This window comes from Pantoea sp. UBA5923, assembly GCF_002431095.1.
Taxonomy (GTDB): domain Bacteria; phylum Pseudomonadota; class Gammaproteobacteria; order Enterobacterales; family Enterobacteriaceae; genus Pantoea; species Pantoea piersonii.
The window spans coordinates 149735-174488 of the sequence record NZ_DJDN01000027.1 but is presented as its reverse complement, the minus strand read 5'-3'; the positions used below and the strand labels follow the sequence as shown (position 1 = coordinate 174488).

Genomic DNA, 24754 nt, shown 5'->3' with positions numbered 1-24754 from the left:
TTAAAATTGCAAACTGTAACCATGACAATAGTGATTTTGTGTCTCTGTTACCAATCCTTTTCACGCTCTAGCATAGAGGCCTGTTTCTTAAACGAGAATGCCGACATGCTCGATCCCTCCTTTTTCAGCTACGTCACCGTTATGTCTATTACGCCCGGCCCGAACAATCTGCTGCTGGCGACCTCCGGGGTTAATTTCGGCCTGCGGCGCACGCTGCCGATGATCTCCGGCGTCCTGCTTGGCTGCCTGCTGCAAACCGCGCTGGCGGTGCTGGCGCTGGAGTGGCTGCTGAGCTGGATGGGCGCCGTCAGAGTGCCGCTGACGGTGGCAGGTTGTGCTTATCTGCTCTGGCTGTCGTGGAAAATCTGGCGCGCGGACGCCCCGGCGCAGCGGGAAAAGGCGCATCCAATGACCATTGCAGGCGCCATCGGCTTTCAGGCGGTAAATCCTAAAGCCTGGCTGATGGCGACTAACGTGGCGCTGCTCTGGAGCGCGCAAAGTGGCCTGCTGCCGGTCATACTCGGCTTCGCGCTGGTGAACCTGCCCTGCATTCTTATCTGGGCGGCGCTGGGCGACCGGCTGGGCCTGCATCTGCAAACGCCGTGGAAGCGTCGTCTCTTCAACAGCGTGATGGCGCTGTCGCTGGTCGCCACGACGTTATGGATGCTGGTGGACGCGCTGCGTTAATCCGGCGCGCCGGAGCCGGTCTGCGACGGCCATTTCCAGTTGCGCACTTCCGGCACGTCTTCGCCATACTCGCGTACATAGCGATGGTGTTCGGCGATGCGCTCCTGCAAATCATCCAGCAACTCCGGATGCCGGTCCGCCAGACCCGGCACGCGCAGAATCGCCTCCTGCGCCAGATGGTAGCGGTCCAGCTCGTTAAGCACCGTCATATCGAACGGCGTGGTGGTGGTGCCTTCTTCATTGAAGCCGCGCACGTGGAAATTACGGTGGTTTTTACGCTGATAGGCGAGGCGATGCACCAGTGTCGGGTAGCCATGGAAGGCGAAAATCACCGGCTTATCGAGGGTGAACAGCGCATCGAATTCCTCTTCGCTTTTGCCGTGAGGGTGCTGCTCCTGGGTCTGTAGCGCCATCAGATCCACCACATTCACCACGCGAATTCGCAGGTCGGGCAGATAGTCGCGTAGCAGATCCACCGCCGCCAGCGTCTCCAGCGTGGGGACGTCGCCCGCGCAGGCCATGACCACATCAGGCTCCTCGCCCTGCGGCGTGGTGCCTGCCCAGCGCCATTCGCCCATTCCCGCTTCGCAGTGCGCAATGGCGCTCTCCATATCCAGCCACTGCGCCGAGGGCTGTTTGCCCGCCACAATTACATTGATGCGGTCCCAGGTGCGCAGGCAGTGATCGCCGACCCACAGCAGCGTATTGGCATCGGGCGGCAGATAGATGCGCACGATATCCGCCTTTTTATTGGCGACGTGATCGATAAAGCCGGGATCCTGATGGCTGTAGCCGTTGTGATCCTGCCGCCAGACATGCGAAGAGAGCAGATAGTTAAGCGAGGAGACCGGCTTGCGCCAGCCGAGCTTGCGTGTCACCTTCAGCCATTTGGCATGCTGGTTGAACATCGAATCGACAATATGGATAAAGGCTTCGTAGCAGTTAAACAGGCCGTGTCGGCCGGTCAGCAGATAGCCTTCGAGCCAGCCCTGGCACTGATGTTCGCTAAGGATTTCCATCACGCGACCATCGCGCGCCAGCTGCTCGTCGTAGGGTTTAACCGGCTCCAGCCAGGTGCGGCTGGTGACATCGAAGACCGGCGTCAGGCGGTTTGAGGCGGTTTCATCGGGGCCGAACAGGCGGAAGTTATGCTGATTGCGCGCAAAGATCTCCGCCAGATAGCGGCCAAACTGCTCGGTGGCCTGCGCCAGCTGTGAGCCAGGCTCTTTCACATCAAAGGCGAAGTCGCGGATATCGGGCGTATTAAGCTCGCGGCGCAGCAATCCGCCGTTGGCGTAGGGCGAGGCGCCCATGCGTTTATCGCCCTGCGGTGCCAGCGCGCGCAGCTCAGGTTTCAGGCGACCCTGCTCATCGAACAGATCGTCCGGCTGATAGCTACGCAGCCACTGTTCCAGAATCTGGCGATGCCCCGCATCTTCGCGGCAGGCCGCCACCGGCACCTGATGGGCGCGCCAGAAATCCTCTACTTTTTTCCCGTCGACTTCCTGCGGGCCAGTCCAGCCTTTGGGACTGCGCAGAATAATCATCGGCCAGCGCGGGATGCCGTCCTGCTCTCCGCCCGTACGCGCCGCCTGCTGGAAAGCGGCGATTTTATCAAAGGCGTTTTCCAGCGTGTCGGCCATCTGTTGATGCATCTTCTCTGGTTCATGGCCGCTGACGAACAGCGGTTCATAGCCATACCCGCGGAATAGCTGTTGCAGATCGTCATCGCTGGCGCGACCCAGAATGGTCGGGTTAGCGATTTTATAACCGTTGAGATGCAGGATCGGCAGCACTGCGCCGTCGCGCTGGGGATTGAGAAACTTAATGCCATGCCAGCTTGACGCCAGCGGGCCTGTTTCCGCCTCGCCGTCGCCGATCACGCAGGGCACGATCAGATCCGGATGATCGAAGGCCGCGCCAAACGCGTGCGACAGCGAGTAACCCAGTTCGCCGCCTTCGTTGATCGATCCCGGCGTTTCTGGCGCGGCGTGGCTCGGAATGCCGCCGGGAAAGGAGAACTGCTTGAACAGGCGCTGCATGCCTTCGGCATCGTCGCTGATATGCGGATAAATTTCGCTGTAGCTGCCTTCCAGCCAGGTATTCGCCACCATACCCGGCCCGCCGTGGCCCGGCCCGCAGATATAGATAAGATTCAGGTCGCGCTGGCGAATAATGCGGTTCAGGTGGGCGTAGATAAAATTGAGGCCCGGCGTAGTGCCCCAGTGCCCCAGCAGACGAGGCTTAATATGTTCCGGCTGCAGCGGCTCGCGCAGCAGCGGGTTCGCCATCAGGTAAATTTGCCCGACGGAAAGGTAGTTGGCGGCGCGCCAGTAGCGATCCAGCAGTTGCAACTCACTGGCAGCGGTCGATTGTGACATCGGGCATTCTCCTGGTTAGCGAAACGGTGAAAGGTAAAAGCGTTTCATTAACCCTAATAGAGAATCCACAACTCGACCAGGCGACGGGCAAGGACGCCGGGCGCGCAGAAGTTAACAACGCAAGGAATATTAGCCGATGAGTAAAGCGGCCCGCGCTATAGAGAATATGAAAAAGGAGATCGGGGCAGGGATAGCTCTTAGCGTTTTAGCGATCGGCTCGGTGCCGCCGCCGCAAAAAAAAAGCCTCGCTAATGCGAGGCTTTTCCGTCAAAACGCTTTACTTACCCACGACGTGGGCGGTTTCGCGTCCTTCATCGTTTGCCGCGCCAGGCGTAACCGGCGAGTAGGCGAGCTTCAGGATGCGGCTGGTATCCGCCAGCACTTTCTCCGTCAGCGCCACGTCGCCGTTGAGCTTGCGGCCCCAGGAAGGCACGACGGCGCGAATGCGGTTCTGCCATTCAGTCGAGGCCATTTGCTCCGGCCAGGCTTTCGCCATCAGCTCCAGCATAATAGGTGCTGCGGTCGATGCACCCGGTGAGGCGCCGAGCAGGGCGGAGATAGAACCATCCTGCGAGGTAACCACTTCAGTGCCGAGACGCAGCACGCCGCCCTCTTTGGCATCTTTTTTAATGATCTGCACGCGCTGTCCAGCGGTAACCAGACGCCAGTCGTCCGGATGCGCATCCGGCACGTAGGTGCGCAGCGCCTCCATGCGATCGGCGTCGCTCTGCAGCACCTGATCGACCAGATATTTCACCAGATCGAAATTCTTCAGCCCGACGTTCATCATCGGCAGCAGGTTGCCACTGTTCATTGAGCCGAACATATCCAGCAGCGAACCCTGTTTCAGGAACTTAGTCGAGAAGGTGGCGAATGGGCCAAACAGCAGCACTCTTTTACCGTCCAGCACGCGCGTATCGACGTGCGGCACCGACATCGGCGGCGCGCCAACCGAGGCTTTGCCATATACCTTCGCCATATGCTGGCGTACCACGTCTGGATTCTCGGTGACGAGGAAGGAGCCGCCTACCGGGAAACCGGCGTAACCGCTGACTTCCGGAATGCCGCTTTTCTGCAGCAGCGGCAGCGCCGCGCCGCCCGCGCCGATAAAGACGTTTTTCGCCGTCAGCACGCGTTTCTCGCCTGTGGCCAGCGCATGCAGCGTGACCTGCCAGCGGCCGTCGCTCAGGCGTTTAAGATCGCGCACTTCCTGACGCAGACGCAGGCGGAAGCCAGGGTGCTTCTCCAGCGAAGCGATCAGCTGGCGCGTCACTTCGCCGAAGTTGACGTCAGTGCCCATTTCCGTCCAGGTCGCCGCTACTTTCTGTCGGCGATCGCGTCCTTTCATCACCAGTGGGATCCACTCGGCAATCTGCTGCGGATCTTCAGAGTAGGCCATGCCGCGGAACAGCGTGCTTTTCTGCAGCGCCTGATAGCGCTTGCGCAGGAAAGCCACGTTCTCTTCGCCCCAGACAAAGCTCATGTGCGGCGTGCTGTTAATAAAACGTTCAGGCGAATGAAGACGACCCTTCTGAACCTGATACGCCAGGAACTGACGGGAGATCTGGAAGGATTCATTGATCGCCAGCGCTTTGCTGATGTCGATGCTGCCATCCGCCTTTTGCGGCGTATAGTTCAGCTCCGCCAGCGCGGCATGGCCGGTACCGGCGTTATTCCAGCCGTTGGAGGACTCTTCCGCTACGCTATCGAGACGCTCGACCATTTCAATGGTCCAGTCCGGCTCCAGCTCCTGTAGCCAGGCGCCTAAGGTCGCGCTCATTACGCCAGCGCCGATCAACAGCACATCAACGTCTTTACGCTCGGACATCTGTGGTTTTTCCATGCCAGTGGCGCTCATTGCGAGCGTAAGGCTTAAAGCTGTCTTGCACATGAGGCGACATCTCCTCTCTCTGTTGACCTGATGCTCAACAGGTTCGCAGGCGAAATAGCCGCGCTTCTTGGGAGCGCGTTGCGCTATTTCTCAAAGGTTAAGACTCAGGTTCGTTTAAGCGGGATGCAGGTTAACTGCACGTTATGCTTTGTCCATTGAATATAACATTCTCGCCTCTGAATTAAACATTTGTTTATTTTTTAAATGCAGAAATGATTCAGCATAAGAATTAATCATCTCAGGCGGGTGGCTATAAGGAATTTTTTACCGAAAAGTCAGCAGGTTAACCGAATATGATGTTGCGTAAATGCACAATGACAGTGCAAGACGGGAAATGGAGAAGAATTCGCCTTATTTTATAAGCTTTTGATTTGAATGATTTAAGCAAAAAATGAACGATAAAGAATTTTTTATGAGGCGGGCTTTTTCAGCCGATTCTGTAAAAATAATGTTACATTTTTGTGATTACTGGCTGCCCGCTTCGGCACAAAAGCCGCCACGGGCAGGTCAAAGGATCAGGTGCGAAACCAGCGGCGATAAATAAAGCGGATGACGTAAAACTCGATGGTGCCCAGCAGCAGGAACCATACGCAAAAAATCAGGGTGTAAAGCTGGTTGATATCCTGCAAGTGCAGCCGTTGCGTCAGGCTTTTAGCCATAGTCAGGCCGAAATTCGGCGCGGGCAACAGCAAAGCAGAAAGAAAGCCAAGCAGCAAAATGCCGCCGGGAATAATCAGGGATTCAAAGGGGTTTTTCATCAGCAGGTTCCGCATTAATCAGCGCGGCTATTTTCCGGCAATCTTCGCCAGGGTTCAATCCCCGTGGTTGCTGCTGGGCTGAGCGCTATTTTTTGCCTGAGAAAAGGCTTAAGTACCATTAACTTAGCAGCAAAAGATAGCGAACGATAAAAGTTATAGCCTTTGCTATACTTAAACCCATGATTTTCTTGTCTTTTTATCCGGCAGGATGCGTGTTAGACTGCGCGCTCTTTTAGCAGACTGAACCTTTATTGCGGTAAAAAGCGGGTTTCTGAACGCTTTTAGCCCTGACATTAGCCATTATGACTTTTATCGCAACCCTGATCCTTGCCTTCGGAATGTCGATGGACGCGTTTGCCGCTGCGTTAAGCAAAGGCGCGGCGTTGCATCGTCCCGGATTCAAAGAAGCGCTGCGCACCGGTCTGATTTTTGGTGCCATTGAAGCGCTGACGCCGTTAATTGGCTGGGCTGCAGGGCTGGCCGCCAGCCGTTATGTGATGGCCTGGGACCACTGGGTCGCCTTCTTTCTGCTGGCGTTCCTCGGCGGCCGTATGATGATGGAAGGTTTCCGACAGACAGCGACGGCTGAGGCGTGCGAAGCGCCCCAGCGCCATGGTTTTATGGTGCTTGCGACCACTGCAGTCGCCACCAGTCTCGATGCGCTGGCGGTCGGCGTCGGTCTGGCCTTCTTGCAGGTTAATATCATCGCGACGGCGCTAACCATCGGTATGGCGACGACCATCATGGCGACTACGGGTGTGCTGATTGGCGGCTTAGTCGGTCCTGTACTGGGCAAGTGGGCGGAAGTGCTCGGCGGACTGGTATTGATTTCGATTGGCTGCACCATCCTTATTCAGCATCTCAATCTCTTCTCCTAACGGCAGACAGAGAAAATTAATGTCGTTTTTGTGATCTGGTTCAAAATTTATTGCCTGTAAAATGCACAAAAGCTATACTTTGACTGCATTTATTCAACAAATTTTGAATCAGGTGATTTATGAAACGCTTAGTAAAATATGTCTTCCGCGCTTACGTTGAAACCTTCAAATACGTTCCCCCAGGCGCAATGTACTAATCTGCCGCCAGCGACCCCTGGCTATCGCGGTCAGGTAAGAGTCCGTGATTATTATCTCGCTTCAGACCGCGCTGGGCTTTCTCTGTATTATGCGGTTTGCGCTCCGCCGACAGATCGGATGAGCGAAAGTTTGTACGATTTTTATCTTATCTTTTGCTAACCTGCGCGCGAATTTTCCTATAACAACGAGGCAGTAATGCAGCTTTGCAGTTTTTATCTTCCTGACCAGGCAAGAAAAAGTTTCGGCATCGTGCTTGAAAATGGCGTGGTAGATGTCGGATTGCGCCTGGGCGCGCAGTGCCCGGATTTAAAAACCTTTCTTGAACGTTCTTCCATGGCTGACCTGGCCGCTTTCCGCGAGATGCCGGCTGATTACGCTTTCTCCGCGCTACAGTTCCTGCCGGTAATTGAAAATCCAGGTAAGGTCTTCTGCGTCGGGATGAACTATGCCGATAAGCGCAAAGAGTTCTCCGAGACCCTGGACGCCCCAACGCTGTTTATTCGCTTCGCCGACTCGCTGACCGGACACGACCGGCCGCTGCTGAAGCCAGCGACCACCAGCGAGTTTGATTATGAGGGCGAGCTGGCGGTGATTATCGGCAAACCTGCGCATCAGGTAAAAGCGGCGCAGGCGCTGGAATATGTCGCTGGCTACAGCTGTTTTATGGATGCGACGGTGCGCGACATGCAGTTTACCTGGTTCACCGCCGGGAAAAACTGGCCGCAGACCGGCGGTTTCGGGCCGTGGATGACCACTGCCGAAGCAGTCGGCGATCCGCAGGCGCTGGCGATTAAAACCTTCCTGAACGGTCGCGAAGTGCAGAACGACACTACCGGCAGCATGGTGCACAAGGTGGCGAATATCATTGAATATATTTCCGCCTTTAGCCCGCTCTCGCCGGGCGACGTCATTTTCACCGGCTCGCCGGGCGGCGTCGGTAAGAAACGCACGCCGCCGCTGTTTATGTTCAGCGGCGACGTGGTAGAAGTGGAAATCGAAAAGATTGGCCGCTTGCGCAACGTGATCGCCTGATCCCGCTACTGGCTGCGATTATCCCCGATCGCAGCCTCTTCTTTTGTACCGCTCCACAACTTTCCCCCGTCTCGCCTGCTGGTCACGCTTTCGCCGCCTACACTGAAGTGACACAACCATTTTCAGGAGTGGGTAATGAGGCGGAAGGAAAAACCGACGCGCTGGAAAAGCGGCGCGCTGCTGGCCGGGCTAGGGCTAGGCACAGCGGCAACCTTATGGGGCGTTCAACAATGGCGGCGTTTGAAACAGACGCCGCCCGTTTCGCCGCGTAGCCACCATGCGGGGCTGGCTGGCTATTTTCAACAGGTCGGCGAGTGGCGCATGTTTACCCGCGTCACGCCCAACGACGCACCCGGCCTGCCGCTGGTGCTGGTACACGGGCTGGTGATGTCGGGCCGCGCGATGGAGGAGCTGGCGCTGGCGCTCGGCAATAACTACCGCGTACTGGTGCCGGATCTGCCTGGGTTCGGCGCCAGCGCTTTGCCGCCTTCCGCGCCGACGCTGTCGGTTGACGAACAGGCCGACGCGTTGTGGGAGTGGCTGCAGCACAACCAGCTGTCGCGCGCCATCTGGATAGGCAACTCCTTTGGCTGCCAGATCCTCGCCGCGCTGGCGGTCAGGCATCCTGACGCCGTGGCAGGGTTAGTGCTGCAAGGGCCAACGGTAGATCGTCACGCCCGCAGCCTGGTGCGTCAGGCCTGGCGCGACTGGCGCAACGGCCGTCTTGAGCGGCACCGCTCGCCCGCATCGCTGGCGCGCATCGATTATGCCAAAGCCGGACTCTGGCGCGCGCTGAAAACCATGCGCATGATGATGCACGATCGTATCGAACAGCGGCTGGCTTACGTCAACGCGCCGACCCTGCTTCTGCGCGGCTCGCGCGATTCGGTTTCGCCTGCGCGCTGGGTAGAAGAGCTGGGCGCGCTGCTGTCGCGATGCGAGATAATGACGCTGCGCGGCGGCACCCATACGCTGCACTACGTTTATCCCTGGAGTTTCTGCCACGCCATTCGTCCCTTTCTGGCGCGCATTCAGCAGGAGAATCAGCATGAGTAAACCACCGAAGGGCATCGCCCGCTTCGACTCTGCCGCCGCCATGCTGATGGCGCTGGCCCACGCCCTGCATGACAAACCCTTCGACAGCCCAAGCCAGTCGCCGATGCTGGATCGCCTGCTCCCTTCGCTCAATCGTCTGCCGACCCGGCTGAAAGAGTGGGGTTACGCCATTGGCGGCATGGCGGAGGGGATCAGCGAAGCGCAGGCAGGGGATCTCGACGTCGAAGGTATTGCCGAGTGGATGGTAAGCGAATACCCGGAGCGTGACTATCCTGCGGCTTTTATCGGTTCTTCGAACGGCGCGCTGACGCATCTTGCCGCCGCGATGGGCGCGCCCTGGCTGCCGCAAACCTTTCTCTGTCCGGTGCGTTCGCTCAATAACGATCCTGACGACGCGCAGGCGGGTTTCGAACAGGGCAAAGCGGTGGCGGCGGCGCTGCTGGCCGCCTGGCCGCGTCTGGCGGTACACCACATGCAGGATCCGAATCAGGACAGGCTGATGCTCGATCAAATGAGCTACTTCCGTCTGAAGCTGCGCGCGCTGCCGCTGGCGTTCAATGAGTTCCTGATGCGCAGTTTGCCCGATAAAAGCACGCTGTTCGTCAACCACTGCACGCGCCAGTGGCCGGTGACGCGCACCAGCGATCGCTCTTTCTTTCAGTTCGGTGCGCTGGGCGGCGCGACGGAGAAAGAGTATCTGCAGGGCGGCGGGCGCGTAGAGGGATTTCTGGCGCGTTACGGCAGCAATCGCAGCCGCTGGAATGCGCCTGCGCCAACCGACAATGTGCCGGAGGCGGAGTGGGGGCTGGATGAATATATCAAAGCGCCGTTGAAAAGGATGGCGGCTGACCGGAACTGGCAACTGCTGGAGATACGCTATCAGGATCCTGAAGCGTTGAGCTTCGTGGTGGCGGAAATCTACCGCGACTGGTATCTGGCGGCGGGGATACACGCCACGCGTCTGACGGTCGATAGTTTCCTGCTGATGGACCCCTGGTGCACCATGCGCCAGCATGCCATTCCCTTCTGGCTGGTGTTCGGCACCGAGCCATCAGCGGCAACGCTGTCGCGTTTTCTGGATCGTCAGCCGCGCTATCGCGATATCGATATGATGCTCTTTTCTCACGGTACGGAGAGCATCGGCATCGCACCTGTCGAACGCTGGCGCCAGCTGCTTGACCGCGCCACGCACGCCGGGGATTTTGTCGGCGTGGATACCGAGCGTTTCCCACACGATTTCGCCACCTTTGCCCGTTTCGACACTGCGCTGCGGGAACGCGCGCCGCTCTTTGCGCCGCCGCCGCCGCTCAGCGTAGAGAAGGTGATCGCCGGCATTGAGCGCTATGGCGCGCGCCACGGCGTGACGCTGCATAAGCTGAACTAGCCGGGCGAACGCCCGGCTCTGTTATTACGCGCCGTCGGTAATGGGCTTACGCACCAGGACCAGATAGGCGAGGGCGCCAGCGACGGCGATACCTGCGCAGATCATCAGCGCGAGGCTGAACGACTTAGTGGTATCCAGCACCCAGCCGGTGATGACCGGCGCAAAAGAGGCGAATACAAAGCTGGCGAAGTTCTGGATACTGCCCACCGACGCGGTCATGCGCGCCGTAACATTAGCGTGGATCAGCCCCCAGCAGGAGGTGCCCGCAAAGTGGATGCAGAACAGCGCCATACCGATCAGCGTTACGGCGCTGGTGGTGTCGGTGGCGCGCGTCACGAAGGCGGTAAAGGCTGCCGACAGCAGCATGCCGGAGATAATGCAGACCTTACGCGTTTTTACTGCGTCAAAGCCGCGACGCACCAGCGCATCCACCGCGTAGCCATTGAGCAGCATGCCCGCCGCGCCAAACAGGAAGGGAATCGCCGCCAGCAGGCCGGTACTTTTCAGATCCAGATGGTAAGTGGACTGCAGATAACCTGGCAGCCAGGCGATATAGAGCCAGGCGGTATAGTTGATGCCGCTGAAACCGATCATCATGCCCCACATGGTGCGCTGCTTAAACAGGCCGCGCCATTCGGCGAAGCTCAGCGGCTCCTTGCGCGACGCGACGCTTCCCGCCTGCAGATAATGGATCTCCTCTGCGCTGAGGGTATTGTTGTCACGGTCGCGATAAAGCATGTACCAGCCAATCGCCAGGAACATGCCGAGCACGCCAATGGTAATAAACATGCCGCGCCAGCCGAACGCCAGCATCATCGCGGCCAGAACCGGCGGCGCCACTGACAGCCCAATCATCGAGGCGGCGTTAAAGAAGCCCATCGGCATGCCGCGATCTTTAATGTTGAACCAGTCGTTGATGACCTTTACGCCGCATGGGTTCATTGGCGCTTCGCCGATGCCGAGACCGATACGCACCAGAATAAACTGGGTAAAGTTATGCACCAGCCCGGCGGCTGCCTGAAACAGCGACCAGAAAAACATCCCGATGCCTAACATAATGCGCGGGCCTTTACGATCCAGCAGCGCGCCGCAGGGCAGCTGCGCCAGACCATACGCCAGCGAAAAGGCGGAGAGCAGCATGCCGATCTCCGTGGCGTTCAGACCCAGCTCCTCGCGGATCGTCATGTTGGCGACCGAGAGCGAACTGCGGTCAAGGTAGTTGATGATGGCTGCGCACAGCAGCAGCAGCATGGCGGTGATCTGAATCTTGCGAATGCGCGGCGAGCGCACGATATCGCTGCGCGCGGGCACATACTCCTGCCCATCGGCAGCCGGGTTTTTAGCATCGCGGGTTGAGGTATTTTCCATGGCTTACTCCCGTAGCGGGGTCGTTATCGTTATCTGATGTCAAAGAACATAGCGGCCCAGCGGCCCGCCATGAGTTGCAGTCGAGACTAGAAGCAATGCAGCCATGATGTTGCGAAGTTGTTTCTGATTCGTGCGGAAGCTAATGCTTTGTGGTTTTTAATCGGTTTTTAATTGTACTGGCGAATAGAGCGCGCCATTGACGAGCGCGACGTGGCGAGATGGTTATGCAATGCCAGCAGCGCATCGACATCCTGGCGGCTGATAAGCGCGGAGAGCAAGGCCATATGCTCCTCCAGCGCCACGATATTGCGCTGCTTGAGATCGCGCTCATCCCACTGATAGTGCGAATGAAAAATAACGGAGATGATCTCCAGCGAGTGGTTGAAAAAGGGGTTGTTGGCGGCGGAGAGGATCAGCGAATGCAGCTCTTTATCCAGCGCGGCAAACTGGCGGTAATCGCTGGCGATGGTATCGCGCAGCGCGCGGTGACGATCCAGCAGGTCGCGCGCCTGAATCCAGCGCTCATCCTGCGACGGCAGGTTCAGAAAGCGCGTCAGCGCATGGGTTTCCAGCATTTCGCGCAGCTCGAACAGCTTGTCGGCGTAGTCGAGCGTAAATTTCTTCATGCGCCAGCGGCCGCGCTTTACCGGCTCCAGCAGATCGTAACGCATAAAGCGCAGCAGAAACTCGCGCACCACCACCGGACTGACCTTAACCCGCTGCGCCAGCTGTAGTTCGCTAAAGGCGTCGCCGGGCGCGAGCTGACGCAGGTTAATCATCTCGAAAAACGCCTGTTCAAACTGGCTTGCCTGCTGCTCGATCGGCGAGGACAACTCGCTGAATCCATCCTCGTCCTGCGGCTGACGCACAATTACGTAAGTACCCGCGACCTTCTCCAGCACGCCGCGCTGCTCCAGATAGTGCAGCGTATGGCGCACCGTGGTGCGGCTGATATTGAACATCTCTGCCAGCGCCGCCTGCGCCGGCAGCGGCGAACGAATATGGTGCTGGGCGATCCCTTCCAGCATCTGGTTGATAACGTTCTGGCGCAGATTCAGGTTTCGGCTCACGGATGCTCTCCGGGTTTTTATTCATTAAAAACCATTCAAATCCCAAAAAAAACGTCACGCCTCACAGATTGCGCGGGCAAAACGGCCAGTCTGTGATCAATTCGTCATAAAGGCGGCAGGACAACAGGAGAATTCCCATGACGACAATGAAAAGCCTGGTCATCGCTGAACCGAAGAAAATGGTCTGGACCACGCGTGAGCAACCTGCGCCTGCGGCGGGCGAAGCGCTGATTAAAATCATCACCGCCGGTATTTGCGGCACCGATATCCACGCCTGGGCGGGCAATCAGCCTTTCTTCAGCTATCCGCGCGTGCTGGGACATGAGCTGTGCGGCGAAGTGGTCGCGCTGGGCGAAGGGGCGCAGGGCGTTGAGCCTGGCCAGCGCGTGGCGCTGATCCCCTATATCTCCTGTCTGCGCTGCGACGCCTGCCAGAGTGGGAAAACCAACTGCTGCGAAAAAATTTCAGTGATCGGCGTGCATCAGGATGGCGGCTTTTGTGAGTTCCTGGCGGTGCCCGCCAGCAATCTCTTGCTGGCAGAAGAGGTTGCGCCGGAAGCCGCTGCGCTGATTGAGCCGTTCGCCATCAGCGCGCATGCGGTGCGCCGGGCGCAAATCACGGCAGGCGAACATGTGCTGGTGGTGGGAGCAGGGCCGATCGGTCTGGGCGTGGCGGCGATTGCGGCGGCGTCAGGCGCCAGCGTGGCGGTCGCGGACACCAGCGAATTCCGCCGCGCGCATGTCGCGAAAGAGCTGGGTCTGGCGGCGCTCGATCCCGCGCGCGAAGATTTTTACGACGCGCTGCGCGCGCAGTTCAACGGCAGGCTGGCGCTGAAGGTGATCGACGCGACCGGCAGCCCGGCAGCGATGAACAACGCGGTCAATCTGATGCGCCACGGCGGCACCGTGGTCTATGTCGGTCTGCACAAAGGCGATCTGGTTATTCCAGACAGCGAGTTCCATAAAAAAGAGGCTACCCTGATGGGCAGCCGCAATGCGACGCGCGAAGATTTCGACCGCGTGCGCGATTTAATGGCGAGCGGCAAGCTGCGCGCCGAGATGATGCTCAACGCCCATTTCGCCTTCTCGACGCTGGCGGAAAGCTTCGAGCCACAGGTGATCAACAACCGTGAGCTGATTAAAGGCGTTATTCACTTCGACCGCTAAGCGTGCGCAGGAAATGGTCGCGCACCTGCGCGGCATTAACCCCCAGCGCCACGCGCTGGGCGGGCACATTGCGAAACGGATCTTCCCGCGACGCCAGCGCGCTCAGCTTGCGTACCGTCTGGCCGCGCGCGATGCCTTCGGTAATGACGCGCAGCGGGCCTTCCGCCAGCTGAAACGCCTCCGGCTGGCAGAGCCAGGCGATCGCCAGCGTGTCGTGCAATGCCATGCCGTCGAAGCCCTCTTTTTGCAGACTATAGGCAAGATAGGGCCGCACAATGGCGTTGAGTACCGGCTGGTTAAGCTGCCGCACCTCCTGACCGCTGATCAACACCTTATGCGTTACGTCGAGCGGCATGACCACCACCTTCAGCGCCGAGCTGAGCACCTGGTCGGCAGCGTGCGGATCTTTCCAGATATTAAATTCGGCGAAGGGCGTGACGTTGCCGCTATGGCCGTCGGTACCGAACGCGCCGCCCATTATCACCAGCTCTTTTACCAGCGGAATAATGTCGGGTGCCTGATTGATGGCGTTAGCAATATTGGTCAGCGGGCCGATGGCTACCAGCGTAATCTCATGCGGCTGCGCGCGCACGCTGTCGATAATAAACTGCACCGCGCCTGGCGCCATGTCGCTGTACGCGTTATCAAACGCATCGCCTAAGCCATCCTCACCATGCAGTTTCGCCGGTTCGCTGGGCGCCAGCGCCAGCGGGCGGGCGCAGCCGCGATAGATCGGCGCGTCAATCTGCATCTTTTCACAAAACAGGCGGGCGTTCTTTACCGCCTGACCCACCGCCACGTTGCCAAACACCGTAGTGATGCCCAGCAGCCGCTGCGTCCGCGCTGCGTAAGCCAGCGCAAAGGCGTCGTCTACGCCGATGTCGGTATCGAAAATCAGAGTACGCATGAATTCTCCTGCGGAGCGGGATATTGCCTGAAAAAGCAACAAAACAGTTGCCCATGCTTTTTTAAAGTCTAAATCTGGTCCATCAGAAGTGTAGGTAATGAACCGACGGCCCTGATTCGACGCGTGCTGGATGAGTTCGAACAGCGCGTAGCGCCCTTTCCGGAAGGCTGTCCGATCTGTAGCGAACTGCTGGCCTGAGGCATCAGCCGCTATCGCGAATGTTATACCAGCGGAGGCTATCGTATCCTCTACTCGCTGGCGCTGCCGAATATCTTCGTTCATCTGCTGCTCTCGTCGCGGCAAAGCATTCAGAATCTGCTTTTTCGTCGCCTGCTGCTCACCTGACCCGCTTGTCTCTCCTGGTGCATCGTCGTATTATCAACGCCTTAAGGTGATGGCGTTCCACCTTTCCCAACCGCCTGCTGGCGATCCCAGCGGCTGATGACGCCTGACATTAACCCTAATCCTCTCGCAGGCGTTACTGGTGTGTCAGGCTGTTTCTCTCTCCGCCACGACCCTGCGCGATTGCCGACTACAGGAGCAAATCATGTTGAAGTCGTTGTTCGCCGTTATGCTGGGCGGCGCTGCAGGCTGTACGCTGCGCTGGCTAATCTCGCTGCGCTTTAATGCGCTGTTTCCCAGCCTGCCGCCGGGTACGCTGCTGGTTAATCTGGCTGGCGGATTTATTATCGGCGCGGCGCTGGCCTGGTTTATCAAATATCCCCATCTCGATCCCGCCTGGAAGCTGCTTATCGTTACCGGCTTATGCGGCGGCCTGACGACTTTCTCTACTTTTTCGGCAGAAATTCTCATGTTGCTACAATCAGGAAAGTATTTGTGGGCGATGGCGAGCGTGCTGGTGCACGTCACCGGATCGCTGCTGATGACCTTTGCCGGCTTTGCGCTGGTGAATGCGCTCGGCTAAGCAAGGCAAATACCGGCCACAGAGGCATTCCGCGTCTGTCGCAACCGATTATTCCGGACGATTAAGGAGGACGTTCATGACTCAACCTGCATTCCTTAACCTGGTGCTGTTAAGCGGTGAACCTGAACAGAAACTACAGGCCGCGCGCGACGCGGGATTCGATCAGGTCGAAATCTGGCGTGAAGATGTCGAGGCCTGTCAGGGCGGCGCTGCGCGTCTGGCGCAGCAGGGCCTGGGTTTTACCAACCTGCAGGTGCTGCGCGACTTCACCGGTGCGCCCGGCGAGCTACGCCTGCAAAAACGGGACGAGCTGCGCCAGTTTATCGACATGGCGAAAGCGCTGGGCTGCGACACCATCCAGGCGCCCGCCACTACCCGCGATGACTGTATTGCCGAACAAATCGACGAAGATCTGCGCTGGATGGCCTCGGAAGCGGCGCGCTTCGATATGCGCATCATGTATGAGCCGATGGCGTGGTGCAGCGTCGATAATACGCTGCCGCAGGCGTGGGAGCGCCTGCGTCGGCTGGATCAGCCTAATATCGGGCTGGTGGTGGATCTTTTTCATATCTGCGCGCTGGGCGGCGACGCTTCGCATCTCGATGGCATTCCCGCCGAACGGATTTATGAGGTGCAGCTGTGCGATATGGCGGTTCAGCCGCCGCCGCAGGATAAGCAGGCGATCATGAAACTCGCTAAGCATCAGCGCCAGCTGCCTGGCGCTGGCATCATTGATATTGGTAGCTTCGTCGATAAGCTGAAAAGCGCAGGCTATCAGGGGCCGGTGGGAATTGAGGTGTTCAATGACGATCTGAAACGCCTGCCGCCGCATGAGGCAGCGCAGCAGGCGTATGCGGCGTTAAGGCGTTTCTGGCCTTAATCCTGTAGACACTGAGCGATAAAGGCGGCGGCGCGCATCGCCCCCTGTGGCGAAATGGTGTGCTCCGTTCTGGGTTCAAGCTGAAGCTCAAGGGGCACGCCAGCGGCTTTCAGACGCTGCGCGGCTGATTCGCTCTCGCGCCACGGCACTACCGCATCGGCGTGACCGTGGATCAGCAGCGCAGGCGTCTGTTCTGAAGGCGACAGCGGCTCATCAAATGCCAGTCGACCGGAGAAAGCGACCACGCCCGCCAGCGGGAAGCGGCCTGATGCCAGCGCGTCGAGCGCCATAATCGATCCCTGCGAAAATCCGACCAGCACCACCTTTTCCCAGGCGTCGCGCAGCGCATGCCGGGCGAGAATCGCTTCCAGCGTGTCGTCAAAGGCTGCGCGGGCGGCGCGAACGCGCGCAGGACGATTCTCTGGCGTCACCCCGTCAAGGCTGAACCACTCAAAGCCTGCGCCATGCGCGAAGGGAAAGGGCGCATCAGGCGCTGCGAAGATGACGTCCGGCAACAGCGGCGCCCAGTGATGCCCCAGCGACGCTAAATCCTCGCCGTTGCTGCCGACGCCATGCAGAAAAATCACTAACGCTTTCGCCATCCGCTTCTCCTTAAAAACCGTATTCGCTCATATCGGCCCCTGTCGGCACGATGCCGTTGGGATTGAGCGCCTTAATGGAATAGTAGCCCTGTGGTTCGATATTCACCCTCTTACGCGTGCCGGAAGCCGACAGCATGCCCTTGAGATAGCGGTTGAGCAACGGATAGTCATGCCTCCGGCGCTGATAAGATTTAAACAGGCTGCAGCAGAGATCAAACTTTCGGCCCAAACGAGCCGATCCATAAAGCGCCTCTACAGCTGGAATCGCCAACGTACAGGCTCTTAGCCGTCGGTTGAGCGCGTCACGCTTTCCCATTCGGCGATACTGCGTTCAAGGCTGCGCAGTTTGTCGCGCACCAGCTGCAGCGCGTCGCTGCCCAGCAGCAGGTGCGACGGCGGCGCGGGATGCTCCAGTAAGCTGAGGATCGCCAGCGCTGCTTTATGAGGATCGCCGTTCTGTCGGCCGCTTTTAGCGATGCGCGCTTCACGTACCGGATTGAAGAGCGCATCGTAATCGCGAATAACGCGTGCGCTACGCACCATGGAGCGGCCTGCCCAGTCAGTGCGAAACGAACCGGGCGCCACGGCGGTTACGGCAATATTAAATCCGGCCAGCTCCTGGCTCAGGGTTTCCGAAAAGGCTTCCAGCGCGAATTTACTGGCGCAGTAGTCGCTGATGCCGGGCAGCGTAATAAAGCCGCCCATCGAAGTGATATTGATAATCCGCCCGCGCCGACGCGTGCGGAAAAGCGGCACCAGCGCCTTCATCATCGCCACCGCGCCCCAGACGTTAACCTCAAACTGATGGCGCATTTCCGCCAGCGTTGCCTCTTCGAAAATGCCTTCGTGGCCATAGCCTGCATTGTTGATAAGCGCATCGATCGGGCCGTGTGCCTTTTCCAGCGCCTGCACCAGCGGGGCGATACGCTCTACATCGGTGAGGTCGAGGATCGCGCCGTGGGCGCGCGTCGGATCCAGCGCCGTAAAGGCATCCAGCGCCTGCTGGCTGCGTACGGTGCCAAAAACGCTGTGGCCCGCCGCCAGCGCAGCCTGTGCCAGCGCCTGACCGAAGCCGCTGCTGACGCCGGTGATTAGGATCTTTTTCATTCGTTTTCCTCTTTAAGGGGGTGCTTCAGATTGCGCCCGCCGCGACAAAAAGAGGATGCCTGTTCATCTGCCATCCTTGCCTGAAACGCTGATTTTCACACTCAGCAGAAGGAAATTGCGCCCGAACTGTGCATAATCCTCGCATGAACGCTGAATCTCTACGCCTGCTCGCCGCGCTTGCGCCGCAGGAAGGCTACAACCTGACGCCGCTGCCCGACGTGCGGCTGCTGCGATCCAACCGTCCGCTGAGCCGCACGCCGGTGCTCTACGATCCGGGCATCGTCATCGTGCTGCAGGGCCGCAAACGCGGCTATTTCGGCAATCGCGTTTACTGTTACGACGCGCAGCACTACCTGGCAGTATCAGTGCCGGTGCCCTTCACCATGGAGACGGATGCCAGCGCGGAGGCGCCGCTGCTTGCGATCTATATGCACCTCGATCTGCCGGTAGCGGCGGAGCTGCTGCTGCAGATGGAGCAGGCGGGCGCGACGGTGTCGCAGCAGCCGGCCGGAATGCTGTCCACGCCGCTCAGCGACGCGCTGCAGCGCTCGGTGACGAGGCTGCTCCATGTCCTGAGCGATCCGCTGGAGGCGGCGCTGCTCGGCCCGGCGCTGGTGCGTGAAATCTACTTCCACGTGCTGAGCGGCGCGCAGGGAGGTGAACTGCGCGCCGCGCTGGCGCAGCAGGGCGCCTTCGGCAAAATCGCCCAGGCGCTGCGTCATATTCATCAAAACTATGCGCAGGCGCTGGATGTCGCGCAGCTTGCCAGCTGTGCGAGGATGAGCCACGCGACTTTTCACGCCCATTTTCGCGCCATCACCCAGACGTCGCCGATGCAGTACGTTAAGTCGATCCGTCTGCACCAGGCGCGGCTGCTGATGGTGCGCCAGCAGATGACCGCCGCCGCGGCCAGTCTTGCCGTGGGTTACGAAAGTCCATCGCAGTTCAGTCGCGAATTCCGACGGCTGTTCGGCCTGTCGCCAGGCGAAGAGGCCAGGCGACTGCGTAACAGCTTCGCGCTGCCGCCCGCCCAGCCGAACGCGCTTTTCGTCGCTTCACATTAGGTGCCGTCGCCCTTTCGCTGTGCGGCAAAACCTGCTTGACTAACCTTTCGCCCGTTTTGGCCTGGAGTTCTGCATGTCTTTGCTTCACCTTGCTTCGCTGGCGGATGTCGATGCCGCTGAATGGGACGCGCTGCTGCCCGACGATCAGCCCTTTTTACGTCATGCCTTTCTGCTGGCGCTGGAGGAGAGCGGCAGCGTGCGCGCTGAGAGCGGCTGGCAGCCGGATCACCTGCTGTGGCGGGAAGCGGGCGCGCTGCGTGCCGCCGTACCCGGCTACCGCAAACGCAACTCATGGGGCGAATATGTCTTCGATCACGCCTGGGCGGACGCCTGTCAGCGCGCGGGCATTCGCTACTATCCAAAATGGCTGGGCGCGATCCCCTTCAGCCCGGTGACCGGCGCACGCGTGCTGGGCGAAGCGCAGGCTGCCGCGCAGCTGCTCGCCGCGCTGCCGGAGAGGCTGCACAGTCAGGGACTGAGCAGCGCCCATATCAATTTCACCGACGCGCGCGCCGATGCGCTGCTGCGTCAGCAGCCGGACTGGCTGATGCGGCTCGGCTGCCAGTATCACTGGCATAATCGCGGCTATCGTGATTTTCAGGACTTTCTCGATACCCTGATGTCGCGCAAGCGCAAACAGCTGCGCAAAGAGCGCGAGCTGGTGGCGCAGAGCGGCTTTGAGTTTATCTGGTATCGCGGCGATGAACTGCGCGAGGATCAGTGGGACTTCATTTACACCTGCTACGCCAATACCTATGCGGTGCGCGGTCAGCGGCCCTATCTGACGCGTGACTTTTTCAGCCTGCTGGCGGCGCGGATGCCGCACAGCATTCGCGTGGCGATAGCGCATCTGCAAAATCAACCAGCGGCGATGGCTTTCTGTCTGGTGGATGGCGAGACGCTATACGGGCGCTACTGGGGCTGCCTGGCGGAGTTCGATCGCCTGCATTTCGAAACCTGCTTCTATCAGGGCATGGACTACGCCATCGCGGCTGGCCTGAAGCGCTTCGACGCCGGCGCGCAGGGCGAGCATAAGCTGGTACGCGGTTTTGAACCGCAGATCACCACCTCATGGCACTATCTGACGCATCCAGGCCTGCGCGATGCGGTGGCGGATTTTCTTCAGGAAGAGCGGGAAGGCGTGCGCGCCTGGGCTGATGAAGCGCGCGACGCCTTGCCGTATCGACGCGGCGATTAATGGTCACCGACAAAGCCGCTGGTCTGGTGCCGCCACAGCCGCGCATAGAGACCGTTGTGCGCCAGCAGCTCGCTGTGGTTGCCCATTTCGACGATATGTCCCTTATCCAGCACGATTAGCCGATCCATTTTGGCGATGGTCGACAGGCGGTGCGCGATGGCGATAACCGTTTTACCCTCCATCAGCGCGCCCAGACTCTCCTGAATCGCCGCTTCCACCTCAGAGTCGAGCGCGGAGGTCGCCTCATCCATGATTAAAATCGGCGCATTCTTCAGCAGCACGCGCGCGATAGCGATACGCTGGCGCTGGCCGCCAGAAAGCTTCACGCCGCGTTCGCCAACGTGCGCATCCAGTCCGGTGCGCCCTTCGGCGTCGGAGAGGCGCGGAATAAACTCGTCGGCGCGCGCGCGATGAATCGCCGCCTGCAGCTCCTCTTCGGTGGCGTCAGGGCGACCGTAGAGCAGGTTGTCACGAATCGATCGGTGCAGCAGCGAGGTGTCCTGAGTAATCATGCCGATCTGGCCGCGCAGGCTCTCCTGCGTCACCTCGGCGATATTCTGATCGTCGATGGTGATGCGGCCGCCGTTCAGGTCATAGAGGCGCAGCAGCAGATTGACCAGCGTTGACTTACCGGCGCCGGAAGGGCCGATCAGGGCGATCTTCTCGCCGGGCTTGATATGCAGGTTAAGACGATTAATCACCTGATGGCCGCCGCCGTAGTCAAAGCGAATATCCTCATAGCGGATCTGACCCTGCGTCACCTCCAGCTTTTTCGCCTGCGGCGCGTCCTGCACGCTGAGCGGCTGGGCGATGGTATTGATACCGTCCTGCACCGTACCGATATTTTCAAAAATACCAGTGACTACCCACATGATCCAGCCGGACATATTGACCAGACGAACCACCAGACCGGTCGCCAGCGCGATGGCGCCGACGCTGATCAGCGACTGGCTCCACAGCCACAGCGCCAGGCCGGAGGTCGAGACGATCAGCAGGCCATTCAGCGACGAGAGCGTAACGTCCATGCTGGTCACCATGCGGCTCAGACGATAATTTTTGTCGGTCTGCTCCTGCAACGCTTCACGCGCGTAGCGCTTTTCCAGATCGTGATGCGCAAACAGCTTGATGGTGGCGATATTGGTGTAGCCGTCAACGATGGTGCCCATCAGCTTCGAGCGCGCCTGCGACGCCACCACGGAGCGCGCCTTTACGCGCGGCACAAAGTAGCTCAGCGAGGCGATATAGGCAGCTATCCACAGCACCAGCGGGATCATCAGCCGCCAGTCCGCTTCCGCAAACAGCACCAGCGACGTTATCGCATAGATCAGCACATGCCAGATGGCGTCTACCAGCTGCACCGCGGAGTCGCGCAGCGCGTTGCCGGTCTGGGTGATGCGCTGGGCGATGCGTCCGGCGAAGTCGTTGTGGAAGAAATTGAGGCTCTGGCGCAGCACGTAGTTATGCTGCTGCCACTGGATCATGCTGGTCATGCCCGGATTGATGCTCTGATGCACCAGCATATCGTGCAGCGCGATAAAGACCGGACGCAGGATTAGCGCGACAAACGCCATCCACAACAGAATGGGCCAGTGCTCGGCGAACAGCGTGGCGGGCGTCGCGCTGTTGACCAGGTCGATAATGCGACTCAGGTAGCTAAACAGCGCCACTTCAATCAGCGCCGATACCAGCCCGACAACCAGCAGCGCCGCAAAGCTTGGCCACACCTGGCGCAGATAGTACAAATAGAAGGAGCCGATGCGGCCTGGCGGCGAATCGGATGGAGCATCCTGGAAAATATTGATAAAACGTTCGAAACGGCGATACAACATAACGACTCTCTTTGCGCCTGGGGAGAGTAAACAGCTTAGTGCAACTTAAAAGGGATTACCGATATGGAATTGATCATTCGCGGTCGTGAACCCAGTGATGCCGCTGGGTTTCAGCGTCTTTACAGCCATCCTGACGTCTATCGCTGGACCACGCAGCTGCCGTTCCCCAGCGTGGCGACATGGCAGAAAAAGTTCGAACGTATGGATAGCGAAGGCTATATCGGTTTCGTCGCCGAGCTTGACGGAAAGATGGTCGGCGAACTGACCCTGTTTGTCGAAAACCGACCTCGTACCCGCCACGGCCTGAGCTTCGGCATCGGCGTCGATCCCGCTTTCAGCGGGCGCGGAATCGGCGAACGTTTAATACGCAGCGGTCTTGATTACGCCTTTAACTGGCTGGGCGTGACGCGCGTAGAGCTGGAGGTATTTCACGATAATGAGCGCGCGCGGCGGCTGTACCAGCGCATCGGCTTCGAACAGGAGGGCGTACGCCGCAAGGCCTGCCTGCGCGATGGCGAATATCACGACATTATTCTGATGGCGCTGCTGCGGGGGGAGTAAGTAAAAGCAGAGGGCGGGAGGAATTGTTCGTCTCTTTGCGTTTTTTACCGTGAACCGCTGCGTTTCATAGCGTAGCCGGCCATGATTTCCTGGAGCTGGCGCACATTCCCCATGCGCCAGCCAGCCTTTGTCCCGCTTATGTGCGGTGCCGCAAGCTGCTTTGTGAAGGCCGCCAAAATCAGTACCAGTTAGCGCGCATGATTTCACCATTCGCCCAATGACCAACCCTTCGCCTGCTACCTATATTTCCTCAACAGGGCGTTCAACGCAGCATTCCTGATCATTTTTCCGGAGCAGCACGCTCCTTTTTGAGGAATAGACCTGATGATAAGAGAGCACTCTGCCGGCGCGCGGCCCACCCGCGTGCGTATCTGGATCCTCTGCCTGATCCTGTTTCTTTCCGTGGTGGCCTACGCTGACCGTTCGATCCTGTCGATCTCAGGATCGGCGATCAAAGATGAGTTTGGTCTGTCAGCGATCCAGCTCGGCCTGATCCTCGCCGCGTTTAGCTGGGCCTATGTGATCGGTCAGATCCCCGGCGGGCTGCTGCTCGATCGCTTCGGCGCGAAGAAAGTCTATGGCGTCACGCTGGCGCTCTGGTCGATTTCAACCATTGCGATGGGCTTCGTCGGCGAGTTCGCGGGCGGGATGACCGCCGCGCTGGTATTGATGTTTACGCTACGCTTTGCGCTGGGACTGATTGAAGCGCCGAGTTTCCCCGCCAACGCGCGGGTGGTGATTATGTGGTTCCCCAGCGCCGAACGCGGACGCGCCTCGGCGCTGTTCAGTACGGCGCAGTACTTCGCCGTTGCGATCTTCTCGCCGCTCTCCGGCTGGCTGGTATCGCGCTTCGGCTGGGAGTGGCCCTTCTTCGTGCTGGGCGGCATCGGCGTGCTGGCGGTGTTTGTCTGGGCAGCCTATATGCACGAGCCGCGCCACCATCCCGGCGTATCAGAAAGCGAGCTGCGTCATATCGTTGACGGCGGCGCCCTGGTCGATATCGACGCGTCGCAAACGTTGCAGGCGCGTCCGCCGGTAAACCGGGCGATGTTCAAAACGCTGCTCTCCAGCCGTATGCTCTGGTGCGCCTACCTCGGCCAGTATTGCACCATCGCGCTCAGCTATTTCTTTATTACCTGGTTTCCTATCTATCTGGTACAGGCGCGCGGCATGAATATTCTTGATGCCGGCTTCGCCACTATCGCGCCTGCGCTGTTCGGCTTTCTTGGCGGGATCAGCGGCGGCTACATCTCTGACATGCTGATCAAGCGCGGCTGGAGCATCTCCTGGGCGCGTAAAACGCCCTATATTGTCGGCATGCTGATGGCGGCGTCGCTGATTATGGCGGCGGTGATACCGAGCAACGTCGGCATTATTGCCATTATGTCCTTCGCTTTCTTCGGCAAGGGCGTGGCGGCGGGCGCAGGCACCTGGACGGTGATCAGCGATACCGCGCCGAAAGAGGCGGTGGGGCTGGCGGGCGCCATCTTTAACGGCATCGGCAACATTGCTGGCTTCGTGACGCCGCTGCTGTTTGGCGTAATCGTCGGACTGACCGGCAGCTACAGCATCGGGCTGGTGTTTGTCGGCGCGCACTGCGTGGTCGCCGCGCTGCTGTTCCTGTTCGTGATGGGGCCGATCAATCGAGTCGGCGAGGCGCAGACCCGGGAGGCAACGCGCGAGGCGCAAAAAGAGGCGCGTGGCATTAAGGCAGTATAAATTTCCCGCCGGGTCGGCGCGCGCTGCGCCGACCACTTAAATCCCCACTGAAGAAAATTTGCTCATTTGCCGATACTTCTCTACCAGGAGTGA

Annotated in this window: 22 protein-coding genes, 1 pseudogene and 1 riboswitch; of the genes and pseudogenes, 13 read left to right on the top strand and 10 right to left on the bottom strand. The window is 59.3% G+C overall.

The genetic code is table 11. The features are described from left to right. Positions 1–105: 105 nt before the first annotated feature. Positions 106–687, top strand: coding sequence for a LysE family translocator (locus B3797_RS06970; protein ID WP_126689861.1), 582 nt, complete (start codon positions 106–108; stop codon positions 685–687). Here B3797_RS06970 and B3797_RS06965 read toward each other — a convergent pair. The 3 genes from B3797_RS06965 to B3797_RS06955 all read right to left on the bottom strand — a co-directional run bounded on the left by B3797_RS06965 (position 684) and on the right by B3797_RS06955 (position 5717). Next, positions 684–3068, bottom strand: coding sequence for a phosphoketolase family protein (locus B3797_RS06965; RefSeq protein WP_311783982.1), 2385 nt, complete (start codon positions 3066–3068; stop codon positions 684–686). The genes B3797_RS06970 and B3797_RS06965 overlap by 4 nt on opposite strands. A gap of 277 nt (positions 3069–3345) precedes the next feature. Continuing rightward, a complete protein-coding gene (gene mqo / locus B3797_RS06960; RefSeq protein ID WP_311790721.1) occupies positions 3346–4959 on the bottom strand; it encodes a malate dehydrogenase (quinone) in 1614 nt (537 codons plus the stop codon). A gap of 515 nt (positions 4960–5474) precedes the next feature. Then, positions 5475–5717, bottom strand: coding sequence for a DUF1158 domain-containing protein (locus B3797_RS06955; RefSeq protein WP_311790720.1), 243 nt, complete (start codon positions 5715–5717; stop codon positions 5475–5477). A gap of 302 nt (positions 5718–6019) precedes the next feature. On the opposite strand from B3797_RS06955, the gene mntP reads away from it, so the two are divergent. From mntP to B3797_RS06935, 5 genes are all read left to right on the top strand, one after another. Beyond that, entirely contained in the window at positions 6020–6595 is a 576-nt protein-coding gene (gene mntP, locus B3797_RS06950; RefSeq protein ID WP_311783985.1) for a manganese efflux pump MntP, read from the top strand. A 119-nt stretch (positions 6596–6714) separates the two neighbouring features. Beyond that, positions 6715–6792 (top strand): stress response protein AzuC, encoded by a 78-nt coding sequence (azuC, locus tag B3797_RS19575; RefSeq protein ID WP_120457375.1) that lies wholly within the window; start codon positions 6715–6717, stop codon positions 6790–6792. Between the two features lie 196 nt (positions 6793–6988). Next, the gene (locus tag B3797_RS06945) at positions 6989–7825 is read left to right on the top strand and encodes a fumarylacetoacetate hydrolase family protein (protein ID WP_311783986.1); all 837 of its coding nucleotides are present in this window, start codon (positions 6989–6991) and stop codon (positions 7823–7825) included. 135 nt (positions 7826–7960) lie between these two features. Continuing rightward, positions 7961–8881 (top strand): alpha/beta hydrolase, encoded by a 921-nt coding sequence (locus B3797_RS06940; RefSeq protein WP_311790719.1) that lies wholly within the window; start codon positions 7961–7963, stop codon positions 8879–8881. Continuing rightward, positions 8874–10265 (top strand): hypothetical protein, encoded by a 1392-nt coding sequence (locus B3797_RS06935; RefSeq protein WP_311790718.1) that lies wholly within the window; start codon positions 8874–8876, stop codon positions 10263–10265. The genes B3797_RS06940 and B3797_RS06935 overlap by 8 nt, the downstream gene beginning before the upstream one ends. A gap of 24 nt (positions 10266–10289) precedes the next feature. Here the strand turns inward: B3797_RS06935 and B3797_RS06930 are convergent, their stop codons facing one another. Next, positions 10290–11633, bottom strand: coding sequence for an MFS transporter (locus B3797_RS06930; protein ID WP_311783989.1), 1344 nt, complete (start codon positions 11631–11633; stop codon positions 10290–10292). Between the two features lie 167 nt (positions 11634–11800). After that, positions 11801–12703 (bottom strand): GntR family transcriptional regulator, encoded by a 903-nt coding sequence (locus B3797_RS06925; RefSeq protein ID WP_120457064.1) that lies wholly within the window; start codon positions 12701–12703, stop codon positions 11801–11803. A 137-nt stretch (positions 12704–12840) separates the two neighbouring features. On the opposite strand from B3797_RS06925, the gene B3797_RS06920 reads away from it, so the two are divergent. Continuing rightward, positions 12841–13869 (top strand): zinc-binding alcohol dehydrogenase family protein, encoded by a 1029-nt coding sequence (locus tag B3797_RS06920; protein ID WP_311783990.1) that lies wholly within the window; start codon positions 12841–12843, stop codon positions 13867–13869. On the opposite strand, the gene B3797_RS06915 is transcribed toward B3797_RS06920, so the two are convergent. Then, positions 13850–14776, bottom strand: a complete 927-nt coding sequence (locus B3797_RS06915) for a nucleoside hydrolase (protein ID WP_311790717.1) — start codon at positions 14774–14776, stop codon at positions 13850–13852. The two genes, B3797_RS06920 and B3797_RS06915, sit on opposite strands and share 20 nt — an antisense overlap. Before the next feature lie 381 nt (positions 14777–15157). After that, a riboswitch (Fluoride riboswitch) is annotated at positions 15158–15234 on the top strand. Positions 15235–15323: 89 nt separating this feature from the next. On the opposite strand from B3797_RS06915, the gene crcB reads away from it, so the two are divergent. Then, entirely contained in the window at positions 15324–15701 is a 378-nt protein-coding gene (gene crcB, locus B3797_RS06910; protein ID WP_126689855.1) for a fluoride efflux transporter CrcB, read from the top strand. A gap of 76 nt (positions 15702–15777) precedes the next feature. Further along, positions 15778–16581 (top strand): sugar phosphate isomerase/epimerase family protein, encoded by an 804-nt coding sequence (locus B3797_RS06905; RefSeq protein WP_311783992.1) that lies wholly within the window; start codon positions 15778–15780, stop codon positions 16579–16581. On the opposite strand, the gene B3797_RS06900 is transcribed toward B3797_RS06905, so the two are convergent. The 3 genes and pseudogenes from B3797_RS06900 to B3797_RS06890 form a co-directional block, all read right to left on the bottom strand. Next, on the bottom strand, positions 16578–17183 hold the full coding sequence (locus B3797_RS06900; RefSeq protein WP_311790716.1) for an alpha/beta hydrolase: 606 nt from the start codon (positions 17181–17183) through the stop codon (positions 16578–16580). The genes B3797_RS06905 and B3797_RS06900 overlap by 4 nt on opposite strands. Positions 17184–17193: 10 nt before the next feature. Next, positions 17194–17382: pseudogene (locus B3797_RS06895) on the bottom strand (glutathione S-transferase family protein); the annotation flags it as partial. Between the two features lie 83 nt (positions 17383–17465). Then, positions 17466–18290, bottom strand: coding sequence for an oxidoreductase (locus tag B3797_RS06890; RefSeq protein ID WP_311790715.1), 825 nt, complete (start codon positions 18288–18290; stop codon positions 17466–17468). 143 nt (positions 18291–18433) lie between these two features. Between B3797_RS06890 and B3797_RS06885 the strand changes: the two genes are divergently transcribed. Together B3797_RS06885 and B3797_RS06880 are read left to right on the top strand one after the other, a co-directional pair. Then, entirely contained in the window at positions 18434–19354 is a 921-nt protein-coding gene (locus tag B3797_RS06885; protein WP_311790714.1) for an AraC family transcriptional regulator, read from the top strand. Positions 19355–19427: 73 nt separating this feature from the next. Then, complete coding sequence (locus B3797_RS06880; RefSeq protein ID WP_311783996.1) at positions 19428–20552, top strand: GNAT family N-acetyltransferase; 1125 nt, start codon at positions 19428–19430, stop codon at positions 20550–20552. Here the strand turns inward: B3797_RS06880 and B3797_RS06875 are convergent. Beyond that, positions 20549–22381 (bottom strand): ABC transporter ATP-binding protein, encoded by a 1833-nt coding sequence (locus tag B3797_RS06875; protein ID WP_311790713.1) that lies wholly within the window; start codon positions 22379–22381, stop codon positions 20549–20551. The genes B3797_RS06880 and B3797_RS06875 overlap by 4 nt on opposite strands. A 63-nt stretch (positions 22382–22444) precedes the next feature. On the opposite strand from B3797_RS06875, the gene B3797_RS06870 reads away from it, so the two are divergent. Then, positions 22445–22942, top strand: a complete 498-nt coding sequence (locus tag B3797_RS06870) for a GNAT family N-acetyltransferase (RefSeq protein WP_311783998.1) — start codon at positions 22445–22447, stop codon at positions 22940–22942. 324 nt (positions 22943–23266) lie between these two features. After that, positions 23267–24661 (top strand): MFS transporter, encoded by a 1395-nt coding sequence (locus tag B3797_RS06865; RefSeq protein ID WP_311790712.1) that lies wholly within the window; start codon positions 23267–23269, stop codon positions 24659–24661. Positions 24662–24754 lie beyond the last annotated feature (93 nt).